Annotated in this window: 23 protein-coding genes; 17 read left to right on the top strand and 6 right to left on the bottom strand. The window is 59.7% G+C overall.

Going from position 1 to position 26,535, the window contains the following annotated elements; translation table 11 throughout:
- Positions 1-367 precede the first annotated feature (367 nt).
- The 4 genes from tauA (at position 368) to tauD (ending at position 3,978) form a co-directional block, all read left to right on the top strand.
- Complete coding sequence (tauA, locus tag AC5SEM_RS27270) at positions 368-1,345, top strand: taurine ABC transporter substrate-binding protein (RefSeq protein ID WP_257356782.1); 978 nt, start codon at positions 368-370, stop codon at positions 1,343-1,345.
- A gap of 16 nt (positions 1,346-1,361) precedes the next feature.
- On the top strand, positions 1,362-2,156 hold the full coding sequence (gene tauB, locus AC5SEM_RS27265; RefSeq protein WP_077570211.1) for a taurine ABC transporter ATP-binding subunit: 795 nt from the start codon (positions 1,362-1,364) through the stop codon (positions 2,154-2,156).
- Positions 2,153-2,992, top strand: coding sequence for a taurine ABC transporter permease TauC (gene tauC / locus AC5SEM_RS27260; protein ID WP_495471674.1), 840 nt, complete (start codon positions 2,153-2,155; stop codon positions 2,990-2,992). The genes tauB and tauC overlap by 4 nt, the downstream gene beginning before the upstream one ends.
- 143 nt (positions 2,993-3,135) lie before the next feature.
- Positions 3,136-3,978 (top strand): taurine dioxygenase, encoded by an 843-nt coding sequence (gene tauD, locus AC5SEM_RS27255; protein ID WP_038359808.1) that lies wholly within the window; start codon positions 3,136-3,138, stop codon positions 3,976-3,978.
- Positions 3,979-4,421: 443 nt separating this feature from the next.
- On the opposite strand, the gene mgrA is transcribed toward tauD, so the two are convergent.
- From mgrA to AC5SEM_RS27240, 3 genes are all read right to left on the bottom strand, one after another.
- A complete protein-coding gene (gene mgrA / locus AC5SEM_RS27250; RefSeq protein ID WP_242209841.1) occupies positions 4,422-5,459 on the bottom strand; it encodes an L-glyceraldehyde 3-phosphate reductase in 1,038 nt (345 codons plus the stop codon).
- A gap of 110 nt (positions 5,460-5,569) precedes the next feature.
- On the bottom strand, positions 5,570-6,889 hold the full coding sequence (locus AC5SEM_RS27245) for an LLM class flavin-dependent oxidoreductase (RefSeq protein ID WP_495471673.1): 1,320 nt from the start codon (positions 6,887-6,889) through the stop codon (positions 5,570-5,572).
- Position 6,890: 1 nt separating this feature from the next.
- Complete coding sequence (locus AC5SEM_RS27240) at positions 6,891-9,116, bottom strand: TonB-dependent receptor (RefSeq protein WP_495471672.1); 2,226 nt, start codon at positions 9,114-9,116, stop codon at positions 6,891-6,893.
- A 205-nt stretch (positions 9,117-9,321) separates the two neighbouring features.
- On the opposite strand from AC5SEM_RS27240, the gene AC5SEM_RS27235 reads away from it, so the two are divergent.
- A complete protein-coding gene (locus AC5SEM_RS27235) occupies positions 9,322-10,359 on the top strand; it encodes a LacI family DNA-binding transcriptional regulator (RefSeq protein WP_495471671.1) in 1,038 nt (345 codons plus the stop codon).
- Between the two features lie 5 nt (positions 10,360-10,364).
- On the opposite strand, the gene AC5SEM_RS27230 is transcribed toward AC5SEM_RS27235, so the two are convergent.
- Entirely contained in the window at positions 10,365-10,766 is a 402-nt protein-coding gene (locus AC5SEM_RS27230; RefSeq protein WP_495471670.1) for a type II toxin-antitoxin system HicB family antitoxin, read from the bottom strand.
- A 347-nt stretch (positions 10,767-11,113) separates the two neighbouring features.
- On the opposite strand from AC5SEM_RS27230, the gene AC5SEM_RS27225 reads away from it, so the two are divergent.
- Positions 11,114-11,374 carry a hypothetical protein gene (locus tag AC5SEM_RS27225; RefSeq protein ID WP_077570197.1) on the top strand — a complete coding sequence of 87 codons (261 nt, stop codon included), beginning with the start codon at positions 11,114-11,116 and terminating at the stop codon, positions 11,372-11,374.
- A gap of 24 nt (positions 11,375-11,398) precedes the next feature.
- On the opposite strand, the gene betT is transcribed toward AC5SEM_RS27225, so the two are convergent.
- Both betT and epsC read right to left on the bottom strand, forming a co-directional pair.
- Entirely contained in the window at positions 11,399-13,360 is a 1,962-nt protein-coding gene (gene betT, locus AC5SEM_RS27220) for a choline transporter BetT (protein WP_176470116.1), read from the bottom strand.
- A gap of 400 nt (positions 13,361-13,760) precedes the next feature.
- Positions 13,761-14,687: a serine O-acetyltransferase EpsC gene (gene epsC / locus AC5SEM_RS27215; protein WP_016983653.1), complete on the bottom strand. Its 927-nt coding sequence runs from the start codon at positions 14,685-14,687 to the stop codon at positions 13,761-13,763.
- A 189-nt stretch (positions 14,688-14,876) separates the two neighbouring features.
- Between epsC and AC5SEM_RS27210 the strand changes: the two genes are divergently transcribed.
- The 11 genes from AC5SEM_RS27210 (at position 14,877) to AC5SEM_RS27160 (ending at position 26,456) form a co-directional block, all read left to right on the top strand.
- The gene (locus AC5SEM_RS27210) at positions 14,877-15,869 is read left to right on the top strand and encodes a D-cysteine desulfhydrase (RefSeq protein ID WP_495471669.1); all 993 of its coding nucleotides are present in this window, start codon (positions 14,877-14,879) and stop codon (positions 15,867-15,869) included.
- Between the two features lie 308 nt (positions 15,870-16,177).
- Positions 16,178-16,978 (top strand): cystine ABC transporter substrate-binding protein, encoded by an 801-nt coding sequence (gene tcyJ, locus AC5SEM_RS27205; RefSeq protein WP_077570189.1) that lies wholly within the window; start codon positions 16,178-16,180, stop codon positions 16,976-16,978.
- A complete protein-coding gene (gene tcyL, locus AC5SEM_RS27200) occupies positions 16,978-17,694 on the top strand; it encodes a cystine ABC transporter permease (protein ID WP_249122190.1) in 717 nt (238 codons plus the stop codon). The genes tcyJ and tcyL overlap by 1 nt, the downstream gene beginning before the upstream one ends.
- 2 nt (positions 17,695-17,696) lie before the next feature.
- The gene (gene tcyN, locus AC5SEM_RS27195) at positions 17,697-18,446 is read left to right on the top strand and encodes an L-cystine ABC transporter ATP-binding protein TcyN (RefSeq protein WP_150692893.1); all 750 of its coding nucleotides are present in this window, start codon (positions 17,697-17,699) and stop codon (positions 18,444-18,446) included.
- Between the two features lie 471 nt (positions 18,447-18,917).
- A complete protein-coding gene (locus tag AC5SEM_RS27190) occupies positions 18,918-19,682 on the top strand; it encodes a hypothetical protein (protein WP_077570185.1) in 765 nt (254 codons plus the stop codon).
- Positions 19,683-19,950: 268 nt separating this feature from the next.
- Positions 19,951-21,192, top strand: coding sequence for an SfnB family sulfur acquisition oxidoreductase (locus AC5SEM_RS27185; RefSeq protein ID WP_495471668.1), 1,242 nt, complete (start codon positions 19,951-19,953; stop codon positions 21,190-21,192).
- Positions 21,193-21,217: 25 nt separating this feature from the next.
- A complete protein-coding gene (locus tag AC5SEM_RS27180) occupies positions 21,218-22,411 on the top strand; it encodes an SfnB family sulfur acquisition oxidoreductase (RefSeq protein WP_077570180.1) in 1,194 nt (397 codons plus the stop codon).
- Positions 22,411-23,769, top strand: a complete 1,359-nt coding sequence (locus AC5SEM_RS27175; RefSeq protein ID WP_495471667.1) for an LLM class flavin-dependent oxidoreductase — start codon at positions 22,411-22,413, stop codon at positions 23,767-23,769. Before AC5SEM_RS27180 ends, AC5SEM_RS27175 begins: the two co-directional genes overlap by 1 nt.
- Positions 23,770-23,888: 119 nt before the next feature.
- A complete protein-coding gene (locus AC5SEM_RS27170; RefSeq protein WP_316917442.1) occupies positions 23,889-24,698 on the top strand; it encodes a MetQ/NlpA family ABC transporter substrate-binding protein in 810 nt (269 codons plus the stop codon).
- A 2-nt stretch (positions 24,699-24,700) separates the two neighbouring features.
- Positions 24,701-25,822: a methionine ABC transporter ATP-binding protein gene (locus AC5SEM_RS27165; protein WP_495471666.1), complete on the top strand. Its 1,122-nt coding sequence runs from the start codon at positions 24,701-24,703 to the stop codon at positions 25,820-25,822.
- Positions 25,812-26,456 (top strand): methionine ABC transporter permease, encoded by a 645-nt coding sequence (locus AC5SEM_RS27160; RefSeq protein WP_495471665.1) that lies wholly within the window; start codon positions 25,812-25,814, stop codon positions 26,454-26,456. The genes AC5SEM_RS27165 and AC5SEM_RS27160 overlap by 11 nt, the downstream gene beginning before the upstream one ends.
- Positions 26,457-26,535 lie beyond the last annotated feature (79 nt).

Genomic DNA, 26,535 nt, shown 5'->3' with positions numbered 1-26,535 from the left:
CCGACCTGAAATACCGAGCCGAACTCAGGCCTTGAAAAGCACAGAGATCGGCTCCCTTTCCCCTCGCCCCCCTGGGGGAGAGGGCTGGGGTGAGGGGGCAAAGATCTAACGTCGAACGCAAGATCCGAATATCCACAATTTTGATCGTTCCCACGCTCCGCGTGGTAACGCCTCAAGGGACGCTCCGCGTCCAGGTGACGCGGAGCGTCACCGGCTGCATACCCACGCAGAGCGTAGGAACGATCTGAGCCCCTCCTTAGATTTTTCCGCTCATAAGCTCATTCTAAAAAGTTATTTATTTACTGATTCTTAGATCATTTAGTCTCCTTTCACGCCGACGCTCGGTCGCCTGATATGGAGCTTTTCAATGAAACTGAATTTCCCGCTTCGCCTGCTCGCCGTAGCCTCCCTGGCTGCCGCGAGTTTTCTGGCTCAGGCCGCCGACCTCACCGTCGCCTACCAAACCACCGTTGACCCGGCGAAAGTCGCCCAGGCTGACGGCGCTTACGAAAAAGCCACCAAAGCCGATATCGCCTGGCGCAAGTTCGACAACGGCGCCGACATCATTGCCGCCATCGCCTCCGGTGACGTGCAGATCGGCTACCTCGGCTCGAGTCCGCTGACCGCTGCGATTACCCGCAAGGTCCCGGTCGAAACCTTCCTCATTGCTACCCAGATCGGCGCTGCCGAAGCACTGGTCGCCCGTGACGGTTCCGGTATCAAGACTCCGCAAGATCTGATCGGCAAGAAAATCGCCGTGCCGTTCGTTTCCACCGGTCACTACAGCCTGCTCGCGGCGCTGAAGCACTGGAACATCGACCCATCGAAAGTCACCGTGCTCAACCTCGCCCCGCCAGCGATCATCGCCGCGTGGAAACGCGGTGACATCGACGCCACTTACGTGTGGGATCCGGCGCTGGGCGTGGCCAAGGAAAACGGCAAAGTGCTGATCACCTCCGGCGAACTGGCCAAGTTCGGTGCACCGACCTTCGATGCGTGGATCGTGCGTAAAGACTTCGCCGAGAAGCACCCGGAAATCGTCACCGCGTTCGCCAAGGTCACCCTCGACGCCTACGCCGATTACCGCAAAGACCCGAAAGCCTGGCTCGCCGACCAATCCAACGTCGACAAACTGGTGAAACTCTCCGGCGCCAAGGCCAGCGACATTCCGCTGTTGCTGCAAGGCAACGTCTACCCGCTCGCGGCTGATCAGGTCGTCAGCCTCGGCGCGCCGACCACCAAAGCCATCACTGACACCGCCGCGTTCCTCAAGGAGCAAGGCAAGGTCGAAGCCGTTCTGCCGGACTACGCGCCGTACGTCAGCGCCAAATTCATCACCAACTGATCGGGAGTTAACTGCGATGGCCTTGCTACAGCTGGAGCGCATCAGCGCACAGTACCCGGGCAGCCCGGAACCGGTGCTGGCGGATATTTCTCTGACCCTGGGGCCTCAGCAATTGCTGGTCGCCCTCGGCCCGTCCGGCAGTGGCAAGACCTCGCTGTTGAACCTGATTGCCGGTTTCGTCGAACCGAGCGCCGGGCGCATCACCCTCGACGGCGTGCCGGTCAAAGGCCCGAGCGCCGAACGTGGCGTGGTGTTCCAGGACGACGCGTTGCTGCCTTGGCAGGACGTGTTGGCCAACGTTGCATTCGGTCTGGAACTGGCCGGTATCGCCAGGGACAAGCGCGAAAAAATCGCCCGTGAAATGCTCGCGCTGGTTGATCTCTCGGGTTTCGAAAGCCGTCGTATCTGGCAGCTTTCCGGTGGCCAGAAACAACGCGTCGGCCTCGCCCGCGCCCTCGCCGCTGATCCGCGTGTATTGCTGATGGACGAGCCCTTCGGCGCCCTCGACGCGTTCACCCGCGAACAGATGCAGGAGCTGTTGCTGCAAGTCTGGCAGCGCACGGCCAAGCCGGTTTTCCTGATTACCCATGACATTGAAGAAGCGGTGTTCCTCGCCACTGACCTGATTCTGCTCGCGCCGAATCCGGGGCAGATCGTTGAGCGCCTGCATCTAGACTTCGGTCAGCGTTATGCCGCCGGCGAATCCGCCCGCGCGATCAAATCCGATCCGCGTTTTATCGAAACCCGCGAACACGTGCTGAGCAAAGTGTTCTCGCAACGCAGCGCCGGGCAACGGCAGGAGCGTGCATGAGCAGTTACGACGTTTCTTCGGCTGCGGTAAAACCGGTCAGCGCTTCGGCGGCGATTCCCGTACGCCGCAGCCTCAGCACACGCTGGATCAGCTTGCTGACCTTGTTTGCATTGTTGGCGATCTGGTGGGGGGTGACGGCCACTGGATTGATCGAGCCGCTGTTCCTGCCGCCACCCTCCGCCGTGCTGCAAAAGGGGTGGTTGCTGGCGACCACGGGGTACATGGATTCGACGTTGTGGCAGCACCTCGGCGCAAGCCTGAGCCGCATCGGTCTGGGCCTCGGTTTTGCGATCCTGACCGCCGTGCCCGTGGGCATTGCCATCGGCGCCAATCGCATTGCCCGTGGCGTGCTCGATCCACTGATCGAGTTCTACCGCCCTATCCCACCGCTGGCCTATCTGCCGCTGATCGTGATCTGGTGCGGCATCGGCGAATTGTCAAAAGTGCTGCTGATTTATCTGGCGATTTTCGCGCCGATTGCCATTGCCACGGCGACCGGCGTGCGCACGGTAGATCCGGCGAAATTGCGTGCAGCACAGTCGTTGGGCGCGACGCGTTTGCAGCTGATTCGTCATGTGATTTTGCCCAGCGCGTTGCCGGACATTCTCACGGGTGTGCGTATTGGTCTGGGCGTGGGTTGGTCGACCTTGGTTGCTGCTGAACTGATCGCGGCCACCAGCGGTTTGGGCTTCATGGTGCAGTCGGCCGCGCAATTCCTGGTCACCGATGTGGTGGTACTGGGGATTCTGGTCATCGCCCTGATCGCCTTCGCCATGGAAATGGGCCTGCGCGCCCTGCAGCGCAAACTGGTGCCGTGGCACGGCCAGGCCCACTAAATCGCCTTGTGAAACTTCCCTTGTGGGAGCGAGCCTGCTCGCGAAAGCGTCGGATCAGTCACTGCACTTTAGCCTGACACTCCGCATTCGCGAGCAGGCTCGCTCCCACAAAAGCTTGAACCCCGAATTCGAAGAGAAAGACCATGAGCAGCCTCAACATCACCCCATTAAGCTCAGCCCTCGGCGCACAGATCAGCGGCGTCGACATCAGCCAGCCTTTGAGCCTGGAACACCGCGACGCCATCGAGCAGGCGCTACTCAAATATCAGGTTTTATTCTTCCGCAATCAGCCAATCGAGCCGCCGCAACAGGCGCGTTTCGCTGCGTACTTTGGTGACCTGCACATTCACCCGATCTACCCGAACGTACCGGAACAACCGGAGGTGCTGATCCTCGACACCGCCGTCACCGACGTGCGCGACAACGCGATCTGGCACACCGACGTGACCTTCCTGCCGACCCCGGCGATGGGCGCGGTGCTCAGCGCCAAGTTGCTGCCGGAGTTTGGTGGTGACACGTTGTGGGCCAGCGGCATTGCCGCGTATGAAGCGCTGTCGGCGCCGCTGAAAGGCTTGCTGGAAGGGCTGACTGCAACCCACGATTTCACTCGCTCGTTTCCACTGGAGCGTTATGGCAACACGCCTGAAGCGCTGGCGCAGTGGGAAGAAGCCCGACGCAAGAATCCGCCGCTGTCGCACCCGGTGATTCGTACGCATCCGGTCAGCGGGCGGCGGTCATTGTTCGTCAATGAAGGCTTCACGTCGAAGATCAATGAGCTGTCGGAAACCGAGAGCGAAGCGATTCTGAAGTTTCTGTTCGCCCATGCGACGCGACCGGAATTCACCATTCGCTGGCGTTGGCAGCAGGACGATATTGCGTTCTGGGATAACCGCGTGACGCAGCATTACGCGGTGGATGACTACCGGCCTGCGCGGCGGGTGATGCAGCGGGCGACGGTGTTGGGGGATGTGCCGTTTTTTCGTTGAGTCGTTTTTACAGCCAAAAGCCCCTCACCCTAACCCTCTCCCAAAGGGAGAGGGGACTGACCGAGGTGTTTGTACGAGCTACATCGACCTGAAATGTCGGGTTGAACTCAAGTTTTGAAAAGCATGAAGATCGGCTCCCTTTCCCCCTCGCCCCCCTGGGGGAGAGGGGGACTGACCCAGGTGTTTGTACGAGCTACATCGACCTGAAATGTCGGGTTGAACTCAAGTTTTGAAAAACATGAAGATCGGCTCCCTTTTCCCCCTCGCCCCCCCTGGGGGAGAGGGGACTGACCGAGGTGTTTGTACGAGCTACATCGACCTGAAATGTCGGGTTGAACTCAAGTTTTGAAAAGCATGAAGATCGGCTCCCTTTCCCCCTCGCCCCCCTGGGGGAGAGGGCTGGGGTGAGGGGGTTGGATCTTGCTGACCCAACCCAACCTTCATCACTCCGCCGTCGAAGGCTTCTCCCAAAGATTGATCCCGCCTTCCTGCGCAAACCGGTCAATCTCCGCCAGCTCTTCAGCACTGAAGCTCAAATTCTTCAACGCCCCAACGTTCTCGATAATCTGCTCCGGCCGACTCGCACCAATCAACGCCGAGGTCACCCGTGGATCACGCAGCGTCCACGCCAGCGCCAGTTGCGCCAGGCTCTGACCACGGCGCTTGGCGATCTCGTTCAATGCGCGCACGTGAGCAATGTTGGCGTCGGACAAGTGCGAAGCCTGCAACGAACCACCCCCCGGACGATTGACCCGCGCATCCGCCGGCACGCCGTTGAGGTATTTGTCGGTGAGCAGACCTTGCGCCAGCGGCGTGAAAGCAATCACACCCGTGCCGAGTTCATCGGTGGTATCCAGCAGGTCTTTTTCCACCCAACGATTAAGCAGGTTGTAGGCCGGTTGATGGATCAACAACGGCACTTTCCACTCTTTGAGCAGCGCAGCGATCTCGCGGGTTTTCACCCCGGAATACGACGAGATACCGATGTACAACGCCTTGCCCTGTTGCACCGCGGTGGCGAGGGCGCTGGCGGTTTCTTCCAGCGGGGTGTCCGGGTCGAAGCGGTGCGAATAGAAGATATCCACATAGTCGAGCCCCAGGCGTTGCAGGCTCTGGTCGAGGCTGGCCAACACGTATTTGCGCGAGCCACCGCCCTGACCGTAAGGGCCGGGCCACATGTCCCAACCGGCCTTGCTGGAGATGATCAGTTCATCGCGGTATTGCTTGAAGTCTTCGCGCAGCAGGCGACCGAAGTTGGTCTCGGCGCTGCCGTACGGCGGGCCGTAGTTGTTGGCCAGGTCGAAGTGATTGATGCCCAGATCGAACGCGGTGCGCAGCAAGGCGCGCTGGGTGTCGATCGGCGTGCTGTCACCGAAGTTGTGCCACAGGCCCAGCGACAGCGCCGGCAGCACCAGACCGCTGCGCCCGACGCGGCGGTAAGGGATGGAGTCGTAGCGGTTTTCGGCAGCGGTGTAAGTCATCGAATCCTCTCTTGTCTGTCTTGAAATGGGTGTCGACTGCTTCGCGAGCAAGCTCGCTCCCACCTTTGGAATGCATTTCCCTGTGGGAGCGAGCTTGCTCGCGAAGGGTGTTACACAAATCGATTGCCGGGTCGAGCCAGGCCAAGGTTCTGACGCAAGGTCCGGCCCTCATACTCAGTTCTGAACAACCCACGCCGTTGCAGTTCCGGGACCACGCCATTGGCGAAGTCTTCGAGCCCGCCGGGCAAGTGCGGCACTAGCACGTTGAAACCGTCCGCCGCTCCCTGTTCGAACCATTCCTGCAAGCGATCAGCGATCTGCTCCGGCGTACCGACCAGGCTGTAATGCCCTCGCCCGCCGGCAATCTTGCGACCCAGTTCGGCAAGGCTCAGGTTCTCGCGGCCCGCCAATTCCGTCAGCAATTTCTGCCGGCTCTGCTGACCGCTTTCGGTTAGCGGTAGTTCAGGCAACGGCCCATCCAGCGGGTACTTCGACAAATCGAAGTTGCCCAGCATACGCCCAAGCAAGGCGACGCCAACCTCGGGTTCGACTAATTGCTGAAACGTTTCACACTTTTCCTGCGCCTCGGCTTCGGTGCCGCCGACGACGACAAAAACTCCGGGCATGATTTTCAACGAATCGGCGCTGCGCCCGTACTTGGGCAAGCGTCCTTTGAGGTCGGCGTAAAACGCCTGGGCACTGGCCAGGGAAGTCTGCGCGGTGAATACCACTTCAGCCGTCTGCGCCGCCAATTCGCGCCCGGTTTCCGAAGAGCCGGCCTGAACAATCACCGGTTGCCCCTGCGGCGAGCGCGCGACGTTCAGTGGGCCTTTGACCCGGAAGTGCTCGCCGACGTGGTCCAACACGTGCAGCTTTGCAGGGTCGTAATACGCCCCGCTGGCCTTGTCGCGCGCAAACGCATCATCCTCCCAACTGTCCCAAAGCCCGGTGACCACCTGATGAAATTCCCGAGCGCGGCTGTAGCGTTCGGCGTGACCGATGTGTTCGTCTCGCCCGAAATTCAGCGCCTCAGCGGCGTTGTCCGAGGTCACCAGATTCCACCCCGCGCGCCCACCCGAGAGATGATCGAGCGAAGCGAATTTGCGCGCCACGTGATACGGCTCGTTGTAACTGGTGGTCGCCGTGGCGATCAGGCCGATGTGCTCGGTCACCGCACTCAACGCCGAGAGCAGTGTCAGCGGTTCGAAGTGATCAGAGCGCGCCATGCGGCTGGCGATGTCCTGAGTCGGCGCGGCGACGCTGTCAGCGACAAACAACGCATCGAACTTCGCCGCCTCGGCAATCTGCGCCAGCCGCTTGTAATGGGCGAAATCCAGTCCCGCATTCGCCGGTACATCCGGATGACGCCACGCCGCCACGTGGTGCCCGGTGGCCATAAGGAACGCGCCGAGTTTCAACTGTCTGCTCATCTCAGAAATCCTTGCGCAGTTGCACGCCGAAGTAGCGCTCGTCATCCCGTGGCACGGCGCGATAGATGTAATTGCCACCGCTGGCCAGCAACGGCGAATAGGATTTGTCGGTAAGGTTCTTGCCCAGCAGCGCCACGCGCCAGCCATTGCTGTAATCGGCCAGCGCGACACTGGCGTTCCACAGACCGTAGGCGCCCTGCTTGGTGTCGGCGTTCTGGCTGATGTCGTACTGCACTTCGCTCTGCCAGCTGTAATCGGTGCCCAGTTCGATATCCAGACCGTTATCCAGCGGGATGCTGTAGTCGGCGCGCACGTAGCTTTTCCAGTCAGGACTGAACGGCAGCGGTTTGCCGTTGACGTTGCACGACGCCGCCGCGCCCGCCGGGCAGGCGAATTCGTCGATCCGTGCGCGGGTGTAGGCCAGTGCGCCGGACAGTTTCAGTTGCTGGGTGGCCTGCAAGGCGTAATCGAGTTCGACACCTTCGGTGCTGACACTGCCAGCGTTGATCAAACGCGTCACAACCTGGCCGGCGACGGTGTCGAAGAAGTTAGCCTGATAGTTGTCGTACTCGCTGTGGAACACCGCGAGGTTGGTGGTCAGACGATTGTTCCAGGACGTGGCTTTGATGCCCGCCTCCCAGGTGTTGGAAGTTTCCGGCTTGAGTGCTTCGGTGTCGCGCGGCTGCATGTTGAAGAACACGTTGTAGGCCGGGCCTTTGTAGCCGCGCGAGTAGGTCAGGTAAGTGGTGACCGTATCACTCAGGTCGTACTGCACGCCGAGGCGACCGGACCAGCCGTCTTCGTCCACCGAACCGGAACTGCTGGTCGCCGGTTGAATGCCGCTGACGGTGGTCGCCGAAGTCGAGACGCGGCGGTGATCGTATTCGAGATCATCGTGGGTGTAGCGCAGGCCGGCGATGCCGCGAAAGTCCGAGGTGAAGTTCAGCGTGCTCTCACCGAACACCGCATAGCTGTCGCTGGTGGTGCTGTAATCGGCGACACCACGGTCGGTGCGCGTGGTCGTTGTCAGCGTGCGCTGATAGGTCTCGTCGTCCTTGCCGTGCATGTAGAACAGGCCGCCGACGTACTCGAGGAATTCACCCTTCGGCGAGGCCAAACGCAGCTCTTGCGAATATTGATCGAAGGCCAGATCGCCCTTGTCCGCCGTGCCGGGGAACGCCGCCGTCACCGTACCGAGACGGTCGCCGTCCTGATACTGCGTATTGTCCCATCCACGCCACGCGGTAATCGACGTCAGGGTGTAATCGCCCAATTGCCAGTCGAGCTGGCCGGACAAGCCTTTGTTGGTGTCCTCAACGTGTGAGCGGGTGTCGGTGTTGATGTCGCGGTTGTGGCTGCTTGCATTGACCGGACTCAGTGCGTTGGTGAAGGCCGGCGTCAGCGACTTGCTGACCACGCCGTTGGGGCCGTCGTCGTGGGACTGCATGTAGTCGGCAATCAGGGTGAAGGTGACGTCGTCATTCGGGGTGAATTCGAGTTTGCCGCGCACGCCGCGATGGTTGTAGCCGTTGACCTCTTGGCCGTTGTGCTGGTTGTCGACGTTGCCGTCGTAGGTGCCGAACAGCGTGCTGATCGAGCCTTTCAACGCGTCCGGAATCAGGCTGCCGCCGATGCCAAATCGGGTGCGACTTTCGTTGCCGCTGTAGTACGACTGATCGATGTAGCCGTGGGTCTCGGCGGTCGGTGCCTTGCTGGTGATGTTGAGTACACCGGCCGAGGCGTTCTTGCCAAACAGCGTGCCTTGCGGGCCACGCAATACTTCGACGCGCTCCAGATCCAGAAGATCCAGCGTGGACTGACCCGGACGCGCATACACCACGCCATCGATCACCGTCGCCACGGTCGGCTCGACGCCTGGAGAAGTGGAAATGGTGCCGACGCCGCGCACGAACAACGAGGTGTCCTTGTTCGATGCGCCGGTGCGGAAGTTCAGCGACGGCACCTGCTGGACGATGCTCGCTACGCCGTTGCGGTTGTCGCGCTCAAGCTGTTCGCCATCGATGACGGACACCGCGACCGGCACTTTTTGCAGCGATTCTTCGCGGCGTGTGGCAGTGACGGTCACCGATTTGAGTGTTGGCTCCTGATCACTGCTCTCGGCAGCGAATGCGTTGGGCAACGGCAGCGCCGCCAACCCCGTAAATAACCAACCAGCGGCGCGAATCGATTGCGCCAGTTTGTGTGTCGCCCCAGGAATGTTGTGCATGTTTGCCCGCTCGAAATTAGCCCTTAACCGCTGCCGTTCTGCGACGACAGCGCCTGAATCGGTGTCTTGGGCATTCGCTCGAGCGAGTAGCAGACAGCGCGCTTTGTTAGCGCTACCATCGACAGTATTGGCAAGCTGCACATAGAGCGTCCAATACTGAAAAATTACTTTTATATGCGATTTGGTTTTTAAGAAGGATCGAGCCTTGAGCGAAGAAAAACCGCGCAAACGCCGTGGCGCCGGACGTGTGACCCTGAATGCCGTGGCGCGTGAGGCCGGGGTTTCGGCGATTACCGTGTCGCGCTACTTCAACCAGCCGGAGCAGGTTTCGCCCGAGCGTCGCGAGCGGATTGCGGCGGTGGTAGCTGAGTTGGGTTACGTGCCGAACCTGGTGGCCGGCGGGCTGGCCTCGGCACGGGGGAAAATCGTCGGCATGGTGATCCCGAACATCTCCGGGCCGATCTTCGCCAATACCATTCAAGGCTTCAGCGACACGCTCAGCCGTCACGGTTATCAGCTGTTGCTGGCGTCGAGTTACTTCAGCACCGAGCAGGAAGAAAACGCCGTGCGGGCGTTTCTCGGCTGGTCGCCGGCGGCGCTGGTGTTGACCAGTCACTTTCACAGTGCGGGTACGGAAAAGATGATCGCCGAGGCGGATATTCCGGTGATTGAGACGTGGGATTACCAACCGGATCGGGAGCCGATGCAGATCGGTTTTTCGCATTTTGAAGTGGGCGTGACGGCGGCAAAACATCTGCTGGGAAAAGGCTACCGACGCATCGCCTTCGTGCAGAACAGCGCGCCGGGGGACTTCAGCGCACTGGAGCGCCGCGACGGTTACGCGGCGACTTTAAAAGAATCCGGCCTGGAACCCTGGATCTACGCCCCTGACGCTGATCGCGCACCATTCGAGGCCGGCAAACAGGCAATGGACGCCCTGATGAACACCACACCGCGCCCCGACGCGATCATCTTCGCCAACGACAACCTCGCCGCCGGCGGCTTGCTTGCCGGGCAACGCGCGGGTTTGAAAATCCCCGAAGATTGCGCCGTTCTTGGCTTCGGCGACTACCCGTTCGCCGAGATGCTGCTGCCCAGCCTGAGTACGATCAAACCACCGGCGCTGGAGATCGGCGTGCTCGCAGCAACGCGCGTGCTGGAAAGTCTTGGCGTGTTGCCGAGCGACGAGGTGCAGCGGCTGAACCTGCTGCAGTGCCAAGTCATCGAACGGGAAAGCACCTGACTTCGCTATACCGACAGTTCGCGCAAGGCGGCCGCCGCGAGAAATCCGGAACGGGATCGATAGCGCTGGTCACGGCGGACTGTCTGGTCAATACGCTCAAGCAACTGCTCCGGCAGCGTGGCGTTAAAACGCACTGACTTGCCGAAATACGGGGTGATATCAAAATCGACCACGCCCCAGATCCCTCCCGCGTAATCCGGGTTATCGAGATGAGCATCAATGTCCCGCATCTGAGGCAAAGGCGCGCCGTCGGCGACCAAACCCTCATAGTGAAGCGCCAGCGCCTCCTGAGTCTTTTCAAAAGCATCAGCGACCGTAGTGCCTGCGGAGAAACAGCCCGGGACATCCGGGATGATAACTCCGTAGTCTGAATCGGCATCCTTGTGCAGAACGACCGGGAATTTCATAGGAAACCCATTCTTCAAGCCATTTAATGTCGGCAACTATAGGCGTAACTCTCGGGGAGTAATTCAAACGACACATCCTGAAATTGATCGTTATCTGAGAGCTAACTCTGTTCTGCGAACCGACATCGCGCACTAGCCACAAACTATCAATGGTCAGATAAAAGAACAGTGGGCTGGATTGGCTATGCTCTAAAGAACACCGAGGTGGCCCCTTCGCGAGCAGGCTCGCTCCCACAGGGATTTCCTGTGTACATGAAATTTATGTCCAGCCGGGATCCATTGTGGGAGCGAGCCTGCTCGCGATAGCGGTCTTTCAGGCGATACCCATCCACCAGGCAGAACCCGCCATGCACACCGCCATCATCATCTTTTTCGGCCTGATCCTGCTCGCCCTGATGCTCTACATCGGCGAGCGCATCGGCTTCAGCCGCCAGACCATGGGCTACGGCTTCGCCGCGCTGTGGTTGGCGTTGACGGTGATCAATGGTGCGGTGGGCGTGGTGCATGCCGGACAGTCCGTGGGATCGGAAATAGCCATTGGCAGTGCGGTATTCGGCGTGCCGGTGGCGGCGATGGTGTTGTTCATGGTGCTGAGCGCCGAGTCGTAAAACGTCCCGGCGCCCAGTCGCCGATCAACGCACCAGATGCAGGAACTGCATGTGCCGCTCGTACTGATCGAGGATGTCGTTGATGATCTGCTCTTTGGTGTAGCCGACCAGATCGTAGTCCTGACTGCCCTCGCTCAAGTGCACTTCGGCGCGATAGTAGCGACGATTGTTGAGCTGCTTGGAACCCATGCCGCCACGCGCGAACGACGGCGTGAAGTAGCCGCGCATCTGCACCTGATAGATGAACGGATGCGCATCACCATGACCGATTTCGAGGCTGACGCTGTCATTCGCCGGGTCCGGTTGGGTGACCACGTTCAGGCCTTTTTCGACGAACACCGCCGTCACTTCTTCAATCGCCGGGCGCACCGTGGTGTCCATGAAGCGGTACACCTCGTCCCGCGACGGGAAATGCACAGCCTGACTCAAGCGCTGTCGCCAGCCGCCCGTGCCGCGCCGAGAACCCGAGACCGGTGCCAGCGAATGCAACTGCGCGATCTGCTTCTGCGACTCGAGATAGAACGCCTTGTGCAGACCCCACATCATCAGCAGCAGAATCAGCGAGAACGGCAACGAGGTCAGCACTACCGCTGACTTCAGCGCATCAATGCTGCCGGAGAACAGCAGCGCACTGGTGATCAGCGCGGTCATCGCGCCCCAGAACACCCGCAGCCATTTCGGCCCGTCTTCGTCCGGGCTACCGCCCTTGGCCGACAGCGTCGAGAGCACCACAGTGCCGGAATCGGCAGAGGTGACGAAGAACACAAAGCTGATAAACACCGTCACGGCGATGACGGTTTTGCTCCATGGATAAGTTTCCAGCAGCAGGTAAATGCTCATCGACGGGTTGTCGATGGCCGACATGCCCAGCGCGCTCATGCCGTGGTTGAGGACCTGATCGATGGCGCTGTTGCCGAAGATCGACATCCACGCGAGAGTAAAACCGAGCGGAATCAACAGCACGCCGAAAACGAATTCACGGATGGTCCGGCCACGGGAAATCCGTGCGATGAACAAGCCCACGAACGGCGACCATGCAATCCACCAGGCCCAATAGAACACGGTCCAGCCGCCGAGCCAGTCGCTCGGTTTATCGTAGGCGTAGAGGTCGAAACTCTTCATCGGCAAGGCGCCGAGGTAGTCGCCGAGATTCTGGATCAAGGTGTTGAGCAGATGCTGGGTTGGCCCGGCGAACAACACGAACAGCAGCAGCGCACAAGCCAGCAGCATGTTGATGTCGGACATCACCCGCACGCCTTTATCGACGCCGGAGACGGCAACGATGATCGCCGCGCCCATCATCAGCGTGATCAGGCCGACCTGAATCCACTGGGTGTGAGCGATACCGAACAGGTAGTCGAGGCCCGAGTTGAGGTGCAGTACTCCGAAGCCCATGTCGGCACCCAGACCGAACACCGTGGCGATGATGCCGAAGCCGTCCACCGCGTAACCGATCGGGCCGTTGATGCGTTTGCCAATCAGCGGATACAGCGCCGAACGCAGCGCCAGCGGCAGGTTGTGGCGATAGGCGAAATAGGCCAGCGCCATGCCGACAAAGGCGAACACGCCCCAGCCATGCAGGCCCCAGTGCAGAAACAGAATCTGCATGGCCTGGCGCGCCGCGTCCGCCGTACCCGCCTCGCCTTGCGGCGGTTGCAGCATATGAGTCAGCGGTTCAGAGACGCAGAAGAAGAACAGCGTGATGCTGATCCCGGCGGCGAACAGCATGCCGGCCCAGGACAGATAACTGAATTCGGGCTCGTCGTGGTCGGCACCGAGTTTTATCTTACCGTAGCCGGATAAGGCGGTGACCACCACGAAGACCAGATACAGGGTCATCGCGAGCATGTAGTACCAGCCGACCGTATTGGCCGCCCAGTTTTGCGCTTCCAGCAGCCAGGCGCCGGCCTGTTCCGGCATGGCAATGACGACGAGACCAAACAGCAGAATGACCGTCGCGGCGAAATAGAACACCGGCGGATTCATGCGTACCAGACCGCTGGCGGGGGTAGACGATGCACTCATGAAACGTGCACCTCGAGGGGTTGAAACGTGGCTGAAATGATCGGACTCAGCAAAGGCAAGCCTCCTGTTGTGAGCGGGCAGCGAACCACCGGTTTAACTTGAATGAACGTTCAAGTTAAACATGGATAGGGGGGTAAGGACTAATCGTACGGCTAGGCGGTAGTTTTCCTACGCTAGCTCAAGGATGGGTATGACGCGGGTTTGAGGGTATTCGTTCACTGGAGAATTGGCTGATTGCCATTATCTTGATTTGGTCTGAAAATCATTCGCGAGCAGGCTCGCTCCCACATTTGAAACGCATTCCAGTGTGGGAGCGAGCCTGCTCGCGAAGAGGCCAGACGCCGCAACGCAATTTCAGAGCCTACTTCTGCGTCCCGTCATCATGCTGCAGATTCGCCTGGGTCAAATTGCACCCCGCCGGCACACTGCGCGTCAGCCACACATTGCCGCCAATGGTCGAACCCTTGCCAATGGTGATCCGCCCGAGAATCGTCGCTCCGGCATAAATCACCACATCATCTTCAACGATCGGATGACGCGGATGGCCCTTCTGCAACTGCCCGTCCTCATCCGCCGGGAAACGTTTGGCGCCCAACGTCACGGCCTGATAAATCCGCACGCGCTCACCAATGATCGCCGTCTCGCCAATCACCACACCCGTACCGTGATCGATGAAGAAGCTCCGGCCGATTTGCGCGCCCGGATGGATATCAATGCCGGTCGCCGAATGAGCGATTTCCGCGCTGATTCGCGCCAGCAACGGCAAACCCGCGCGATACAAATGATGCGCCAGACGATGGTGAATCACCGCCAGAATCCCCGGGTAGCACAGCAGCACTTCATCAACACTGCGCGCCGCCGGATCACCGTGATAGGCCGCCAGCACATCGGTGTCGAGCAGCGTGCGCAGGCCCGGCAATGCCAGGGCGAAATCCTGCACGATCTGAATCGCGCGGGCTTCGACTTCGGTGTCGGCCTGCGCGCTATGGCGGGCGACGTAGCGCAGTTCCAGACGGGTCTGCGCCAACAAGGCATTCAGTGCGACATCAAGGGTATGACCGACGTAGAAGTCTTCACTCTCTTCACGCAAATCCACCGGTCCCAGACGCATCGGGAACAGCGCGCCACACAGCGCTTCAAGAATCTCCGCCATCGCTGCCCGCGACGGCAACTCGCGACCACCCTGCTCGCCGGACGCCCGGCCGTTCTGTGCCCGCCACTGATCCCGCGCGCTGCGCAGTTGACTGACGATGGTCTGCAATTGCCAATGGCTGGAACGCTCGCTCACGGTAAAGACTCCTCAGGGGCGGCCGGACTGTCTGGCCGCGTCAACGGCGACTACTTTACGGCAAGGCTGCGAGGGCGAATTAAGAACCGATAGTGCTGGGCTCAGTCGATTTAGCTATAAGCGATTGGCGGTTGCCCCTGCAAAAGCACGTGCCTATAGTCCTTTCATCTTCCAAGCCAGTACGGACTCATGATCAAACAACAGCTGGACCGCTTTACCCGCCTCGATCTGCTCAATCACCCGACGCCGCTGGAAAAACTCGAACGCCTGTCCACCTGGCTCGGCCGCGAGGTGTACATCAAGCGCGATGACCTGACGCCGCTGGCCATGGGCGGCAACAAACTGCGCAAGCTCGAATACCTCGCCGCCGACGCCTTGGCGCAAGGCGCCGACACGCTGATCACCGCCGGTGCCGTGCAATCGAACCACGTTCGTCAGACCGCTGCACTGGCCGCCAAGCTCGGCCTGGGCTGTGTGGCGCTGCTGGAAAATCCGCTGGGCAGCGACGACAGCAATTACACCGGCAACGGCAATCGCCTGCTGCTGGATCTGTTCGATACCAAAGTCGAACTGGTCGACAACCTCGACAACGCCGACGAACAACTGGCCGCCCTCGCCGTGCGTTTGCGCAGCAACGGCAAGAAGCCGTATCTGGTGCCGGTCGGCGGTTCGAATGCTCTCGGTGCTTTGGGTTACGTGCGCGCTGGGCTTGAACTGGCCGAGCAGATCAAGGACACCGGGCTGGAGTTTGCCGCGGTGGTTCTGGCCTCGGGCAGTGCAGGCACTCACAGTGGTCTGGCGTTGGCGTTGAGCGAAGTGCTGCCGCAATTACCGGTGATTGGCGTGACGGTTTCGCGCAGCGAAGAAGACCAGCGGCCGAAGGTACAGGGTCTGGCGGAACGCACGGCAGAGCTGCTCGGCGTCGAACTGCCAGCCAGTTTCAAGGTCGAGTTGTGGGACGAATACTTTGGCCCGCGTTATGGCGAGCCGAATGCCGGGACGTTGGCGGCGGTGAAATTGCTGGCGAGTCAGGAAGCGGTGTTGCTCGATCCGGTGTACACCGGCAAGGCGATGGCGGGTTTGCTTGATGGGATTGGTCGTCAGCGTTTTGATGAAGGCCCGATCATCTTCCTGCACACCGGTGGGGCGCCAGCGTTGTTCGCCTACAAGGATTTCCTCTGACTGATCGTTCCCACGCTCTGCGTTGGAATGCAGCCCGGGACGCTCTGCGTCCCTTCGAGAGCTGGAACGCGGAGCGTCCCTAGAGGCATTCCCACGCAGAGCGTGGGAACGAACCTCATATTCCAATAAAGAATAACATTTCAAATATTAAGTATTTTCAAGTCTAAAGCAGACATCTTATAGTCTCGCCGCAGGCGAATTTCGCGCAAGACGCATAAGCTGCTTTAAGGCAGGATAGCGCTGTCGTCGAATCACCCATTCGCCAACTTTCCTTAAGCGTCTTCCATAAGAAAACACAGGGGCTTGTCATGAATTTTTCCGCACTACGTCGCAATCTGCTGGTGGGTTCGCTGGGCCTGGCGCTGAGCGCCGGTCTGATCGGCCAGGCAGTGGCCGGTGAGCAGCTGCAACAGATCAAGGACAAAGGCGTTATCAACGTCGGCCTGGAAGGCACTTACCCACCGTTCAGCTTCGTCGATGCCGACGGCAAACTGTCCGGTTTCGAAGTTGAACTCTCCGAAGCGCTGGCGCAAAAACTCGGCGTCAAAGCCAAGATTCAGCCGACCAAGTGGGACGGCATCCTCGCGGCGCTGGAATCCAAGCGTCTGGACGTTGTAGTCAATCAGGTGACCATCTCCGACGAGCGCAAGAAGAAGTATGACTTCTCCGAGCCGTACACCGTTTCCGGTATTCAGGCGCTGGTGCTGAAGAGCAAAGAAGCCGCGTTGAACATCAAGACCGCCAATGACCTGTCCGGCAAAAAAGTCGGTGTGGGCCTGGGCACCAACTACGAGCAATGGGTCCGCGCCAACGTGCCGGGCGCTGACGTGCGCACCTACGATGATGATCCGACCAAGTTCGCCGACCTGAACAACGGCCGCACCGACGCCATCCTGATCGACCGTCTGGCTGCACTTGAATATGCCAAGAAAGCCCCGAAAACCGTTGCTGCCGGTGAAGCTTTCTCCCGTCAGGAAGCCGGTGTTGCTCTGCGCAAAGGCGAACCTGAACTGCTGGCTGCCGTGAACAAGGCAATCGACGAACTGCGTGCAGACGGCACTTTGAAGAAGCTGTCCGAGAAGTACTTCAACGCAGACGTCACTAAATAATGGAAGCTGGATTTCAATTCGAAGCGCACTTCCCGCAGTTGAGCCAGCAACTCGCCGAAACCACGGCGCTGTTGCTGGACTCCGCGCCCTTTCTGCTCAAGGGCGCGTACTACACGGTAGTCCTCAGCCTCGGCGGGATGTTCTTCGGCTTGCTGCTGGGCTTCGGCCTGGCGTTGATGCGCCTGTCGCGCTTCAAATCAGTGAGCTGGCTGGCGCGCGTCTACGTGTCGTTCTTTCGCGGCACGCCGTTGCTGGTGCAACTGTTCGTGATCTATTACGGCTTCCCGCAATTGGGAATCGAACTGGATCCGCTGCCAGCGGCACTGATCGGCTTCTCGCTGAACATGGCCGCGTACGCCTGTGAAATTCTGCGCGCAGCGATCGGTTCGATCGAACGCGGTCAGTGGGAAGCTGCTGCAAGTATCGGCATGACCCGCGCGCAAACCCTGCGCCGGGCCATCCTGCCGCAAGCGATGCGCACGGCGTTGCCGCCGCTGGGCAACAGCTTCATTTCGCTGGTCAAGGACACGGCACTGGCCGCCACCATTCAGGTGCCGGAGCTGTTCCGTCAGGCGCAACTGATTACCGCCCGGACTTTCGAAGTCTTCACCATGTATCTTGCCGCCGCGCTGATCTACTGGATTCTGGCCACGGTGCTTTCGCACTTCCAGAACAAGTTGGAAGAGCGGGTCAATCGGCACGACCAGGAGTCCTGACGATGATTGTCGTGGAAAAACTGACCAAGCAATTCAAGGGTCAGGTCGTGCTCAACGGCATCGACCTGGAGGTCAAGGAAGGCGAAGTCGTCGCGATCATCGGCCCCAGTGGTTCAGGGAAAACGACGTTTCTGCGCTGCCTGAATTTCCTTGAACAACCCACCAGCGGCCGGATCAAGGTCGGCGATATCGAAATCGATACCAGTCGCCCGCTGAACCAGCAGCAGAGTCTGGTGCGCAACCTGCGCCAGCACGTTGGCTTCGTGTTTCAGAATTTCAACCTGTTCCCCCATCGCACCGCACTGGAGAACGTCATCGAAGGCCCGATCGTGGTCAAGAAGATGCCGCGCGACGAGGCAGTTGCGTTGGGCAAAAAGCTGCTGGCCAAGGTCGGCCTCGCCGGTAAGGAAGACGCTTATCCGCGTCGTCTCTCCGGTGGTCAGCAACAGCGCGTGGCGATAGCCAGAGCGCTGGCGATGGAGCCTGAAGTGATTCTGTTCGACGAACCGACTTCGGCCCTCGACCCGGAACTGGTCGGCGAAGTGCTGGCGACCATTCGTGGTCTCGCCGAAGAAAAGCGCACCATGGTCATCGTTACCCACGAAATGGGTTTTGCCCGTGACGTGGCCAACCGCGTGGTGTTTTTCGACAAAGGCGTGATCGTCGAGCAAGGTGAAGCGAAAGCGTTGTTTGCCAACCCGAAAGAACAACGTACTCAACAGTTTCTCAGCAAGTTCTTGAATCACGCCTGAGAACTTTCATTGCTATACCGGCAACTTCCATGGATGGAAGTTACCTTTGTTAAAACCCCGCCTCAGCAACCCCCTATCCAGACAAAACATATCCGAAGCGGTACATATATATGTTCTGCAACAGATAATGCCGGTCTCAATCCCGCACCACCCGACATGACAACGCTCGAATAAATCCGCGCAAAACCCGCCAAAAAGCCCTGAGTTCCGTGGCTCATTTCTACTGACCGCCTAGGCACATGACCACAGCAGCGTAGGAAACTTCTGATTAATTCGTAATTCACGGATTAGCTAATATCGTCTATTGACACCCCATCCCGCACACTTTTATCTAGTCGACAACTGGCACCACTTAGTTCAATAAACCCGTATTCAACCTGAATGAAAGTTCAAAGCTTTATTGCCAGTTTATTCACGCCTTTTGTTCTTCCAGAAACGGACTTCGCTGCAAGGCTTCAAGGAGAGAAATCGATGACCCGCACTTCGCATCCCCCCGAACTGGCAGCGCCGATCCTGGCGCCTGCGCAAAAAACCGGCATCAATCTGAGCGCCGCCGCACATTTTCTGGTCGAGGTGTCGCCCTACCCCGATATGGACAGCGGAGACCTCATCGAGCTGTTCTGGAACAAATGCTATGTCGCCTCCAGGGTGCTGACGGCGGATGACATCGGCACGGCAGTGCGCCTACGGGTGCCGGAGAGTTTCATCGCCAGCGGTACCGCGCGCATTCACTACCGGGTGATGCAGGTCGGTCAGGGTCCGGCGCTGTCGGCAGCGACGCGCGTGCAGGTCAAACTTGACTGCCCCGGTGGGCAACCCTCGACACTGAGCGCAGATGAAAACCAGCAACTGGCCCCGGTGACCATTCCCGACACCATTCGCCGTCAGGGTGTAAATCCAAACCAGATCAAACGCGGTGTGCCGCTGACCATCGAGCCGTACCTGAACATGGCCGAGGACGACGCCATCACCTTGCGCTGGGGTGATGTGCGCATGGATCTGGCGCCGGTCACCGCCGCGGATATCGGCTTGCCGATTCAGGTCTGGGTCCCACCGTCGGTGATTGTCGAAGCGGGCGAGGATCTGCGCCTGGACGTGACGTATTGCATCCTTGATCGAGTCGGTAACAACTCACGCTGGGCGCCGCCACGTACCTTGAAGATCGGCTGTGTAAATCCTTATCTGAAAGTCCCTCTGAGGCAGGAACTCAAGGCGGCCGAATCGCGCAAGGATTGATGTGTCTGGCCGAGGGTGGGGGGTTATCCCCCTCACCTGAAAACTCTTAACCAATCAGACCATCACCCCTTCTATACATATTCCTAAAAGTTAGTTTATTTAATTTTTATACACGCTTAGGGTATATGAACCGGACCACCGGACATTCTTTCGTTCGCCGCACTTTTGCGGCGTTTTTCATGAGATGTGAGGTAGGTAGTATGGTCCGGAACACAATCACCCCAGTGCAGATCGCCAGGGCATTGCGTGCAGCCAAGGAGCAGCACTGATGTCCAGTCTGGCAGACGCAAATGTCCAGTCGGATCTGGACATCGCCCCGTTGTTGTTGCCCGCGCAGGTTTTGCGCAACGACGCTCAAGCCATCAAGGCCGCCCATGAACTGGCGCAAGTCGCCCGCGTGCAGGCCGCCAAACGCGACCGTCAGCGCAAGCTGCCGTGGTCGGAAATCGAACAGTTCACCCGCAGCGGATTAGGCAGCATCGCCATCCCGCGCGAATACGGTGGCCCGCAGGTTTCCTTTGTCACTTTGGCCGAGGTGTTTGCGATCATTTCCGCCGCCGATCCGGCGTTGGGGCAAATTCCGCAGAACCAGTTCGGCATCATCAACCTGGTGCTCGGCAGCGCCACCGAGGAGCAGAAAAAGCGGCTGTTCCAAAGTGTTCTGGAAGGCTGGCGCATCGGCAATGCCGGCCCGGAACGCGGCACCAAAAACACCCTGGAACTGAAAGCGCGAATCACCGCCGACGGCGACGATTACGTGATCAATGGCCAGAAATTTTATTCCACCGGTGCGCTGTTCGCGCACTGGGTGGCGGTCAAGGCACTCAACGATGACGGCAAGCAAGTGCTGGCCTTTGTCCGTCGCGGCACGCCGGGTTTGCGCATCGTTGATGACTGGTCGGGCTTCGGTCAGCGCACTACCGCCAGCGGCACGATTCTGCTCAATAACGTGCGCGTCGAGTCGAGCCTGGTCGTCGACAACTGGAAGATCAACGACTCCCCGAATACCCAAGGCGCGGTATCACAGCTGATTCAAGCCGCGATCGACGCCGGCATCGCCCGTGGTGCCATTGACGACGCCATCGAGTTCGTCAAAACCCGTGCGCGGCCATGGATCGACGCCAAGGTCGAACGGGCCAGCGATGACCTTTACGTGATCGCTGACATCGGCAAACTGAAAATCGAACTGCACGCTGCCGAAGCGCTGTTGCGCAAGGCCGGCAAAGTCCTGGATCAAGTACACGCCGCACCGCTCACCGCCGAGTCCGCCGCCCGCGCTTCGATAGCCGTGGCCGAAGCGAAAGTGTTGACCACCGAGATTTCCCTGCTCGCCAGCGAAAAGCTGTTCGAACTGGCCGGCAGCCGCGCGACCCTCGCCGAATTCAATCTCGACCGCCATTGGCGCAACGCCCGCGTGCACACGCTGCACGACCCGGTGCGCTGGAAATATCACGCGGTCGGCGCCTATCGCCTCAACGGCGCTTTGCCTGCTCGACATTCCTGGATCTGAGACGACCAGACATCTGGAGAAACCTATGACTTTTTCCCATCACGTCGCGGTCATCACCAGCGATGAGCAAGCCCTGATCGTCGCCAGCGACCTGGCCGAAGACTTCAAGCGCGACAGCGCCCTGCGCGACCGTGAACGTCGCTTGCCACTGCCGGAACTCGATGTATTTTCCCGCTCCGGTCTATGGGGCATCAGCGTGCCCAAGGAATACGGCGGCGCGGGTGTGTCCAACGTAACCCTGGCCAACGTCATCGCCCTGATCGCTCAGGCCGACGGCTCGCTCGGACAGATTCCGCAGAACCATTTTTATGCATTGGAAGTGCTGCGCGTAAACGGCAGCCACGCGCAAAAACAACGGCTATACGCCGAAGTACTCGCCGGCCAACGCTTCGGCAATGCCTTGGCGGAATTGGGCACAAAAACCGCCCACGACCGAGTCACCAGCCTTAAGCGCGACGGTGATGGCTATCGCATCAATGGCCGCAAGTTTTACTCGACCGGGGCGATTTACGCCCAGCGCATTCCGACTTCCGTGGTCGATGAAAACGGTGTGCAGCAACTGGCCTTCGTCCCGCGTGACAGCAAAGGCCTGACCGTGATCGACGACTGGAGCGGCTTCGGCCAGCGCACCACCGGCAGCGGCTCCGTTGTGTTCGAAGACGTATTCGTCGCGGCTGAAGACGTGCTGCCCTTCCAAAGCGCCTTCGAACGGCCAACCACGGTCGGCCCGTTGGCACAAATCCTTCACGCCGCCATCGACACCGGCATCGCCCGCGCCGCTTACGAAGACGCCCTGCACTTCGTGCGCAGCAAAACCCGCCCATGGATCGATTCCGGCAACGACAAAGCCACCGAAGACCCACTGACGCTGAAAAGCTTCGGCCACTTGAGTATTCGTCTGCACGCCACCGAAGCCTTGCTTGAACGGGCCGGCGAATTCCTCGACGCCGCACAAGCCGAGACCAATGCAGAAACCGTCGCCGCGGCTTCGATTGCCGTCGCCGAAGCACGGGCGATCAGCACTGAAATCTCTTTGGCCGCCGGCAGTACGCTGTTCGAACTGGCCGGCAGCCAGGCGACCCTGATCGAACACGGCCTCGACCGTCACTGGCGCAATGCCCGCGTACACACGCTGCATGACCCGGTGCGCTGGAAATATCACGCGGTGGGCAACTACTACCTCAATGACGAAAACCCTCCGTTGCGAGGGACGATCTGATGAGCGCGGCGAAAAAGAAGATCCTGCTCAACGCGTTCAACATGAACTGCATCGGCCACATCAACCATGGCCTGTGGACGCATCCGCGCGACACCTCGACGCGCTACAACACCCTCGAATACTGGACCGAACTGGCGCAATTGCTGGAGCGCGGGCTGTTCGACGGTTTGTTCATCGCTGACATCGTTGGTGTATACGACGTCTATCAGAACTCGGTCGATGTGCCGCTGAAAGAGTCGATCCAGTTGCCGGTCAACGATCCGCTGCTGCTGGTTTCAGCGATGGCTGCCGTGACCAAAAATCTTGGTTTCGGTCTGACCGCGAATCTCACTTACGAGCCGCCCTATCTGTTCGCCCGCCGCATGTCGACGCTCGATCATCTGAGCCGTGGTCGCGTCGGCTGGAACATCGTCACCGGCTACCTCGACAGCGCTGCGAAAGCCATGGGCCTCAGCGAACAGGTGGAACATGACCGTCGCTACGATCAGGCCGACGAATATCTGGAAGTGCTCTACAAACTCTGGGAAGGCAGTTGGGAAAAAGGCGCAGTGCTCAACGACCGCGAGCAACGGATCTACGCCGACCCGGAAAAGGTGCACAAGGTCGAGCACAAGGGCGAGTTCTATCAGGTCGAGGGTTATCACCTTTGCGAGCCTTCGCCACAGCGCACGCCGGTGCTGTTTCAGGCCGGCAGTTCCGATCGCGGTTTGCTGTTCGCCGGGCGTCACGCCGAGTGCGTGTTCATCAGTGGCCAGAACAAGCCGTCGACCAAAGTTCAAGTCGACAAGGTCCGCGCCAGTGCCGTCGAAGCCGGGCGTAATCCTGACGACATCAAGGTGTTCATGGGCCTGAATGTGATTGTCGGCGCGACCGAAGAGGCGGCATGGGCCAAGCACGCCGAGTACCTGAGTTACGCCAGCGCCGAGGCCGGTGTGGCGCATTTCTCGGCGTCGACCGGCATCGATTTTTCCCAGTACGAGATCGACGAACCGATCCAGTACGTGAAGAGCAACGCCATCCAGTCGGCTACCAAGAACCTGCAGAACAACGACTGGACCCGACGCAAATTGCTCGACCAGCACGCCCTCGGTGGCCGCTACATCACCGTGGTCGGCTCGCCTGAGCAAGTGGCGGATGAGCTGGAATCGTGGATCGCCGAGACCGGCCTCGACGGTTTCAACCTGACGCGGATTGTTACGCCGGAGAGCTATGTCGATTTTATCGATCTGGTGATTCCGGAGCTGCAGCGGCGTGGGTCGTACAAGACCGCGTATGACAGCGGCAGCTTGCGCGAGAAGCTGTTTCACGGTGAGGCGCAGTTGCCCGAGCAACACACCGGCTCCGCGTTTCGCCGCTAAAAGCATCGCGAGCAGGCTCACTCCTACAGGGGAACGCATTCCAAATGTAGGAGTGAGCCTGCTCGCGATGAGGCCATAACAAACACCACAAATTTCATGCACTGACTGGAAAACCCATCATGACCAAAAAACGCCTGTCCCACCCAGTCAAAGCACTGGCCCTGGCCCTCGGCCTGTTCAGCTCGGCCATCTTCGCCGCCGACGCCCCGTTGAAAATCGGCACCACCGCCGCCTTCGCCATTCCGCTGGAAGCTGCTGTCGAAGAAGCCTCCAAACAAGGCCTGAAAGTCGAACTGGTGGAGTTCACTGACTGGATCGCGCCGAACGTCAGCCTCGCCGCCGGCGACATCGACGTGAACTACTTCCAGCACATCCCCTTCCTCGAAAACGCCAAAGCCGCCTCGGGTTTTGATCTGGTGCCATTCGCCCCGGGGATCATCAACAACGTCGGCCTCTATTCGAAAAAATACAAAAGCTTCGATGAGCTGCCCGAAGGCGCCAGCGTCGCCATCGCCAACGACCCGATCAACAGTGGTCGTGGTTTGCAACTGCTGGCCAAGGCCGGTTTGATCACGCTGAAACCGGGCGTCGGCTACAAAGCCACCGAAGATGACATTGTCGCCAACCCGAAGAAGATCAAAATCCTCCAGGTCGAAGCCGTGCAATTGGTGCGCGCCTATGACGACGCCGATCTGGTCCAGGGTTACCCCGCCTACATCCGCCTGGCGAAGACCTTCGATGCCGGTTCGGCACTGCTGTTCGACGGTCTCGACCACAAGGAATACGTGATCCAGTTCGTCATCCAGCCGAAAAGCAAAACCGATCCGCGCCTGATCAAATTCGTCGACATCTACCAACACTCGCCGGTCGTTCGCGCGGCGCTGGATAAGGCCCACGGCAAGCTGTATCAAGCCGGTTGGGAAAGCTGAGCATGACGGCCGCGATCCAACGGCGACTGGATACTCCAGAGCCACACAATGCTGAAAAAACCGAGCTGCACCCGGAGTTGAATCGCGCCCACGTACGCTTCATCGGCCTGGGCAAAACCTACAACGGCCGGCAAGGTCCGGTCGCGGCTTTGCAGGGCATTGACCTGGCGATTCAGCGCGGCGAAGTGTTCGGCATCATCGGCCGCAGCGGCGCCGGCAAGTCATCGCTGATCCGCACCATCAATCGTCTGGAGCAACCGACGTCGGGGCGGGTGTTGATCGATCAGGTCGACATTGGCGAGTTCGATGAAGACCGTCTCGTCGCTTTGCGCCGACGCATCGGCATGATCTTTCAGCACTTCAATCTGATGTCGGCCAAGACCGTGTGGCAGAGCGTCGAACTGCCGCTGAAAGTCGCGGGTGTGCCGAAAGAACAACGCGAAAAAAAGGTGCGCGAACTGCTCGAACTGGTTGGCCTGCAAGAAAAGCACAAAGCCTATCCGGCGCAACTTTCCGGTGGGCAGAAACAGCGCGTCGGCATCGCCCGCGCGCTGGTGCATGACCCGGATATTCTGCTCTGCGACGAAGCCACTTCGGCGCTCGACCCGGAGACCACCCAGTCGATCCTTTGCCTGCTGCGCGAGATCAACAAACGCCTGGGCCTGACCATCGTCCTGATCACTCACGAGATGGCGGTAATCCGCGAAATCTGCGATCGCGTTGTCGTGCTTGAGCACGGTCGGGTTGTCGAACAAGGCCCGGTCTGGGAAGTGTTCGGCAATCCGCAACACGAGGTCAGCCAGACCTTGCTCGCGCCGCTGCAACACGCCTTGCCGGAGGAATTGCAGAGCCGTTTGCACCCGCAGCCGCCGTCCTCCGACGCCGCTGTGGTGCTGCGCTTGCAGTTCACCGGCAGCGCCAGTGATGAGCCGGATCTGGCCGCGCTTTTCACAGCACTCGGCGGTCGGGTGAAATTGCTGCAGGGTGGCGTGGAACGGATTCAGGGCCATGCGTTGGGACAACTGCTGTTGGCCGTCAGCGGTTCGCCATTGAGTGCCGAGCAATTACGTGAACGCGCAGGGCAATGGGCGCAGCGAGTGGAGGTGTCGGGTTATGTGGTTTGATCGCTTGTTGCAGGGCTTTATCGACACGTTCCTGATGGTCGGTGTGTCGTCGCTGATCGCGTTGCTGGTGGGGATTCCGATGGCGGTGATCCTGGTCACCAGCGACAAGGGCGGGATCTATGAAGCGCCGGTGTTGAACCGTGCCTTGGGCGCGTTCGTGAACCTGTTCCGCTCGATCCCGTTTCTGATTCTGATGGTCGCGCTGATTCCGTTTACCCGGTCGATTGTCGGTACTACGTACGGTGTGTGGGCCGCTGTTGTTCCGCTGACGATTGCGGCGACGCCGTTTTTCGCGCGGATTGCCGAAGTGAGTCTGCGTGAGGTTGATCATGGTTTGATCGAAGCGGCGCAGGCGATGGGCTGCCGGCGTTGGCACATTGTCTGGCATGTGTTGCTGCCTGAGGCACTGCCGGGGATTGTCGGCGGTTTCACCATTACGTTGGTGACCATGATCAATTCGTCGGCCATGGCCGGGGCGATTGGCGCTGGCGGGTTGGGGGATATCGCCTATCGCTACGGCTATCAGCGCTTTGACAGCCAGATCATGTTGACGGTGATTGTGTTGCTGGTGGCTCTGGTGGCGGTGATTCAGTTGGGTGGGGACCGGTTGGCGCGGGGGTTGAACAAGCGCTGAGCTCATCCGGAATCATGCCGCGCCTCTGAAACCGCTTTCGCGAGCAGGCTCACTCCTACAGGGGAACGCATTTCAAATG

This window comes from Pseudomonas sp. CH61 (assembly GCF_059429415.1).
This window is presented reverse-complemented; position numbering and strand designations above follow the sequence as displayed.

What these genes read in the sequence shown, in the direction of transcription:
- tauA (WP_257356782.1), top strand. Translation starts at nt 368, where the DNA reads ATGAAACTGAATTTCCCGCTTCGCCTGCTCGCCGTAGCCTCCCTGGCT.
- tauB (WP_077570211.1), top strand. Translation starts at nt 1,362, where the DNA reads ATGGCCTTGCTACAGCTGGAGCGCATCAGCGCACAGTACCCGGGCAGC.
- tauC (WP_495471674.1), top strand. Translation starts at nt 2,153, where the DNA reads ATGAGCAGTTACGACGTTTCTTCGGCTGCGGTAAAACCGGTCAGCGCT.
- tauD (WP_038359808.1), top strand. Translation starts at nt 3,136, where the DNA reads ATGAGCAGCCTCAACATCACCCCATTAAGCTCAGCCCTCGGCGCACAG.
- mgrA (WP_242209841.1), bottom strand. Translation starts at nt 5,459, where the DNA reads ATGACTTACACCGCTGCCGAAAACCGCTACGACTCCATCCCTTACCGC.
- AC5SEM_RS27245 (WP_495471673.1), bottom strand. Translation starts at nt 6,889, where the DNA reads ATGAGCAGACAGTTGAAACTCGGCGCGTTCCTTATGGCCACCGGGCAC.
- AC5SEM_RS27240 (WP_495471672.1), bottom strand. Translation starts at nt 9,116, where the DNA reads ATGCACAACATTCCTGGGGCGACACACAAACTGGCGCAATCGATTCGC.
- AC5SEM_RS27230 (WP_495471670.1), bottom strand. Translation starts at nt 10,766, where the DNA reads ATGAAATTCCCGGTCGTTCTGCACAAGGATGCCGATTCAGACTACGGA.
- AC5SEM_RS27225 (WP_077570197.1), top strand. Translation starts at nt 11,114, where the DNA reads ATGCACACCGCCATCATCATCTTTTTCGGCCTGATCCTGCTCGCCCTG.
- betT (WP_176470116.1), bottom strand. Translation starts at nt 13,360, where the DNA reads ATGAATCCGCCGGTGTTCTATTTCGCCGCGACGGTCATTCTGCTGTTT.
- AC5SEM_RS27210 (WP_495471669.1), top strand. Translation starts at nt 14,877, where the DNA reads ATGATCAAACAACAGCTGGACCGCTTTACCCGCCTCGATCTGCTCAAT.
- tcyJ (WP_077570189.1), top strand. Translation starts at nt 16,178, where the DNA reads ATGAATTTTTCCGCACTACGTCGCAATCTGCTGGTGGGTTCGCTGGGC.
- tcyL (WP_249122190.1), top strand. Translation starts at nt 16,978, where the DNA reads ATGGAAGCTGGATTTCAATTCGAAGCGCACTTCCCGCAGTTGAGCCAG.
- tcyN (WP_150692893.1), top strand. Translation starts at nt 17,697, where the DNA reads ATGATTGTCGTGGAAAAACTGACCAAGCAATTCAAGGGTCAGGTCGTG.
- AC5SEM_RS27190 (WP_077570185.1), top strand. Translation starts at nt 18,918, where the DNA reads ATGACCCGCACTTCGCATCCCCCCGAACTGGCAGCGCCGATCCTGGCG.
- AC5SEM_RS27185 (WP_495471668.1), top strand. Translation starts at nt 19,951, where the DNA reads ATGTCCAGTCTGGCAGACGCAAATGTCCAGTCGGATCTGGACATCGCC.
- AC5SEM_RS27180 (WP_077570180.1), top strand. Translation starts at nt 21,218, where the DNA reads ATGACTTTTTCCCATCACGTCGCGGTCATCACCAGCGATGAGCAAGCC.
- AC5SEM_RS27175 (WP_495471667.1), top strand. Translation starts at nt 22,411, where the DNA reads ATGAGCGCGGCGAAAAAGAAGATCCTGCTCAACGCGTTCAACATGAAC.
- AC5SEM_RS27170 (WP_316917442.1), top strand. Translation starts at nt 23,889, where the DNA reads ATGACCAAAAAACGCCTGTCCCACCCAGTCAAAGCACTGGCCCTGGCC.
- AC5SEM_RS27165 (WP_495471666.1), top strand. Translation starts at nt 24,701, where the DNA reads ATGACGGCCGCGATCCAACGGCGACTGGATACTCCAGAGCCACACAAT.
- AC5SEM_RS27160 (WP_495471665.1), top strand. Translation starts at nt 25,812, where the DNA reads ATGTGGTTTGATCGCTTGTTGCAGGGCTTTATCGACACGTTCCTGATG.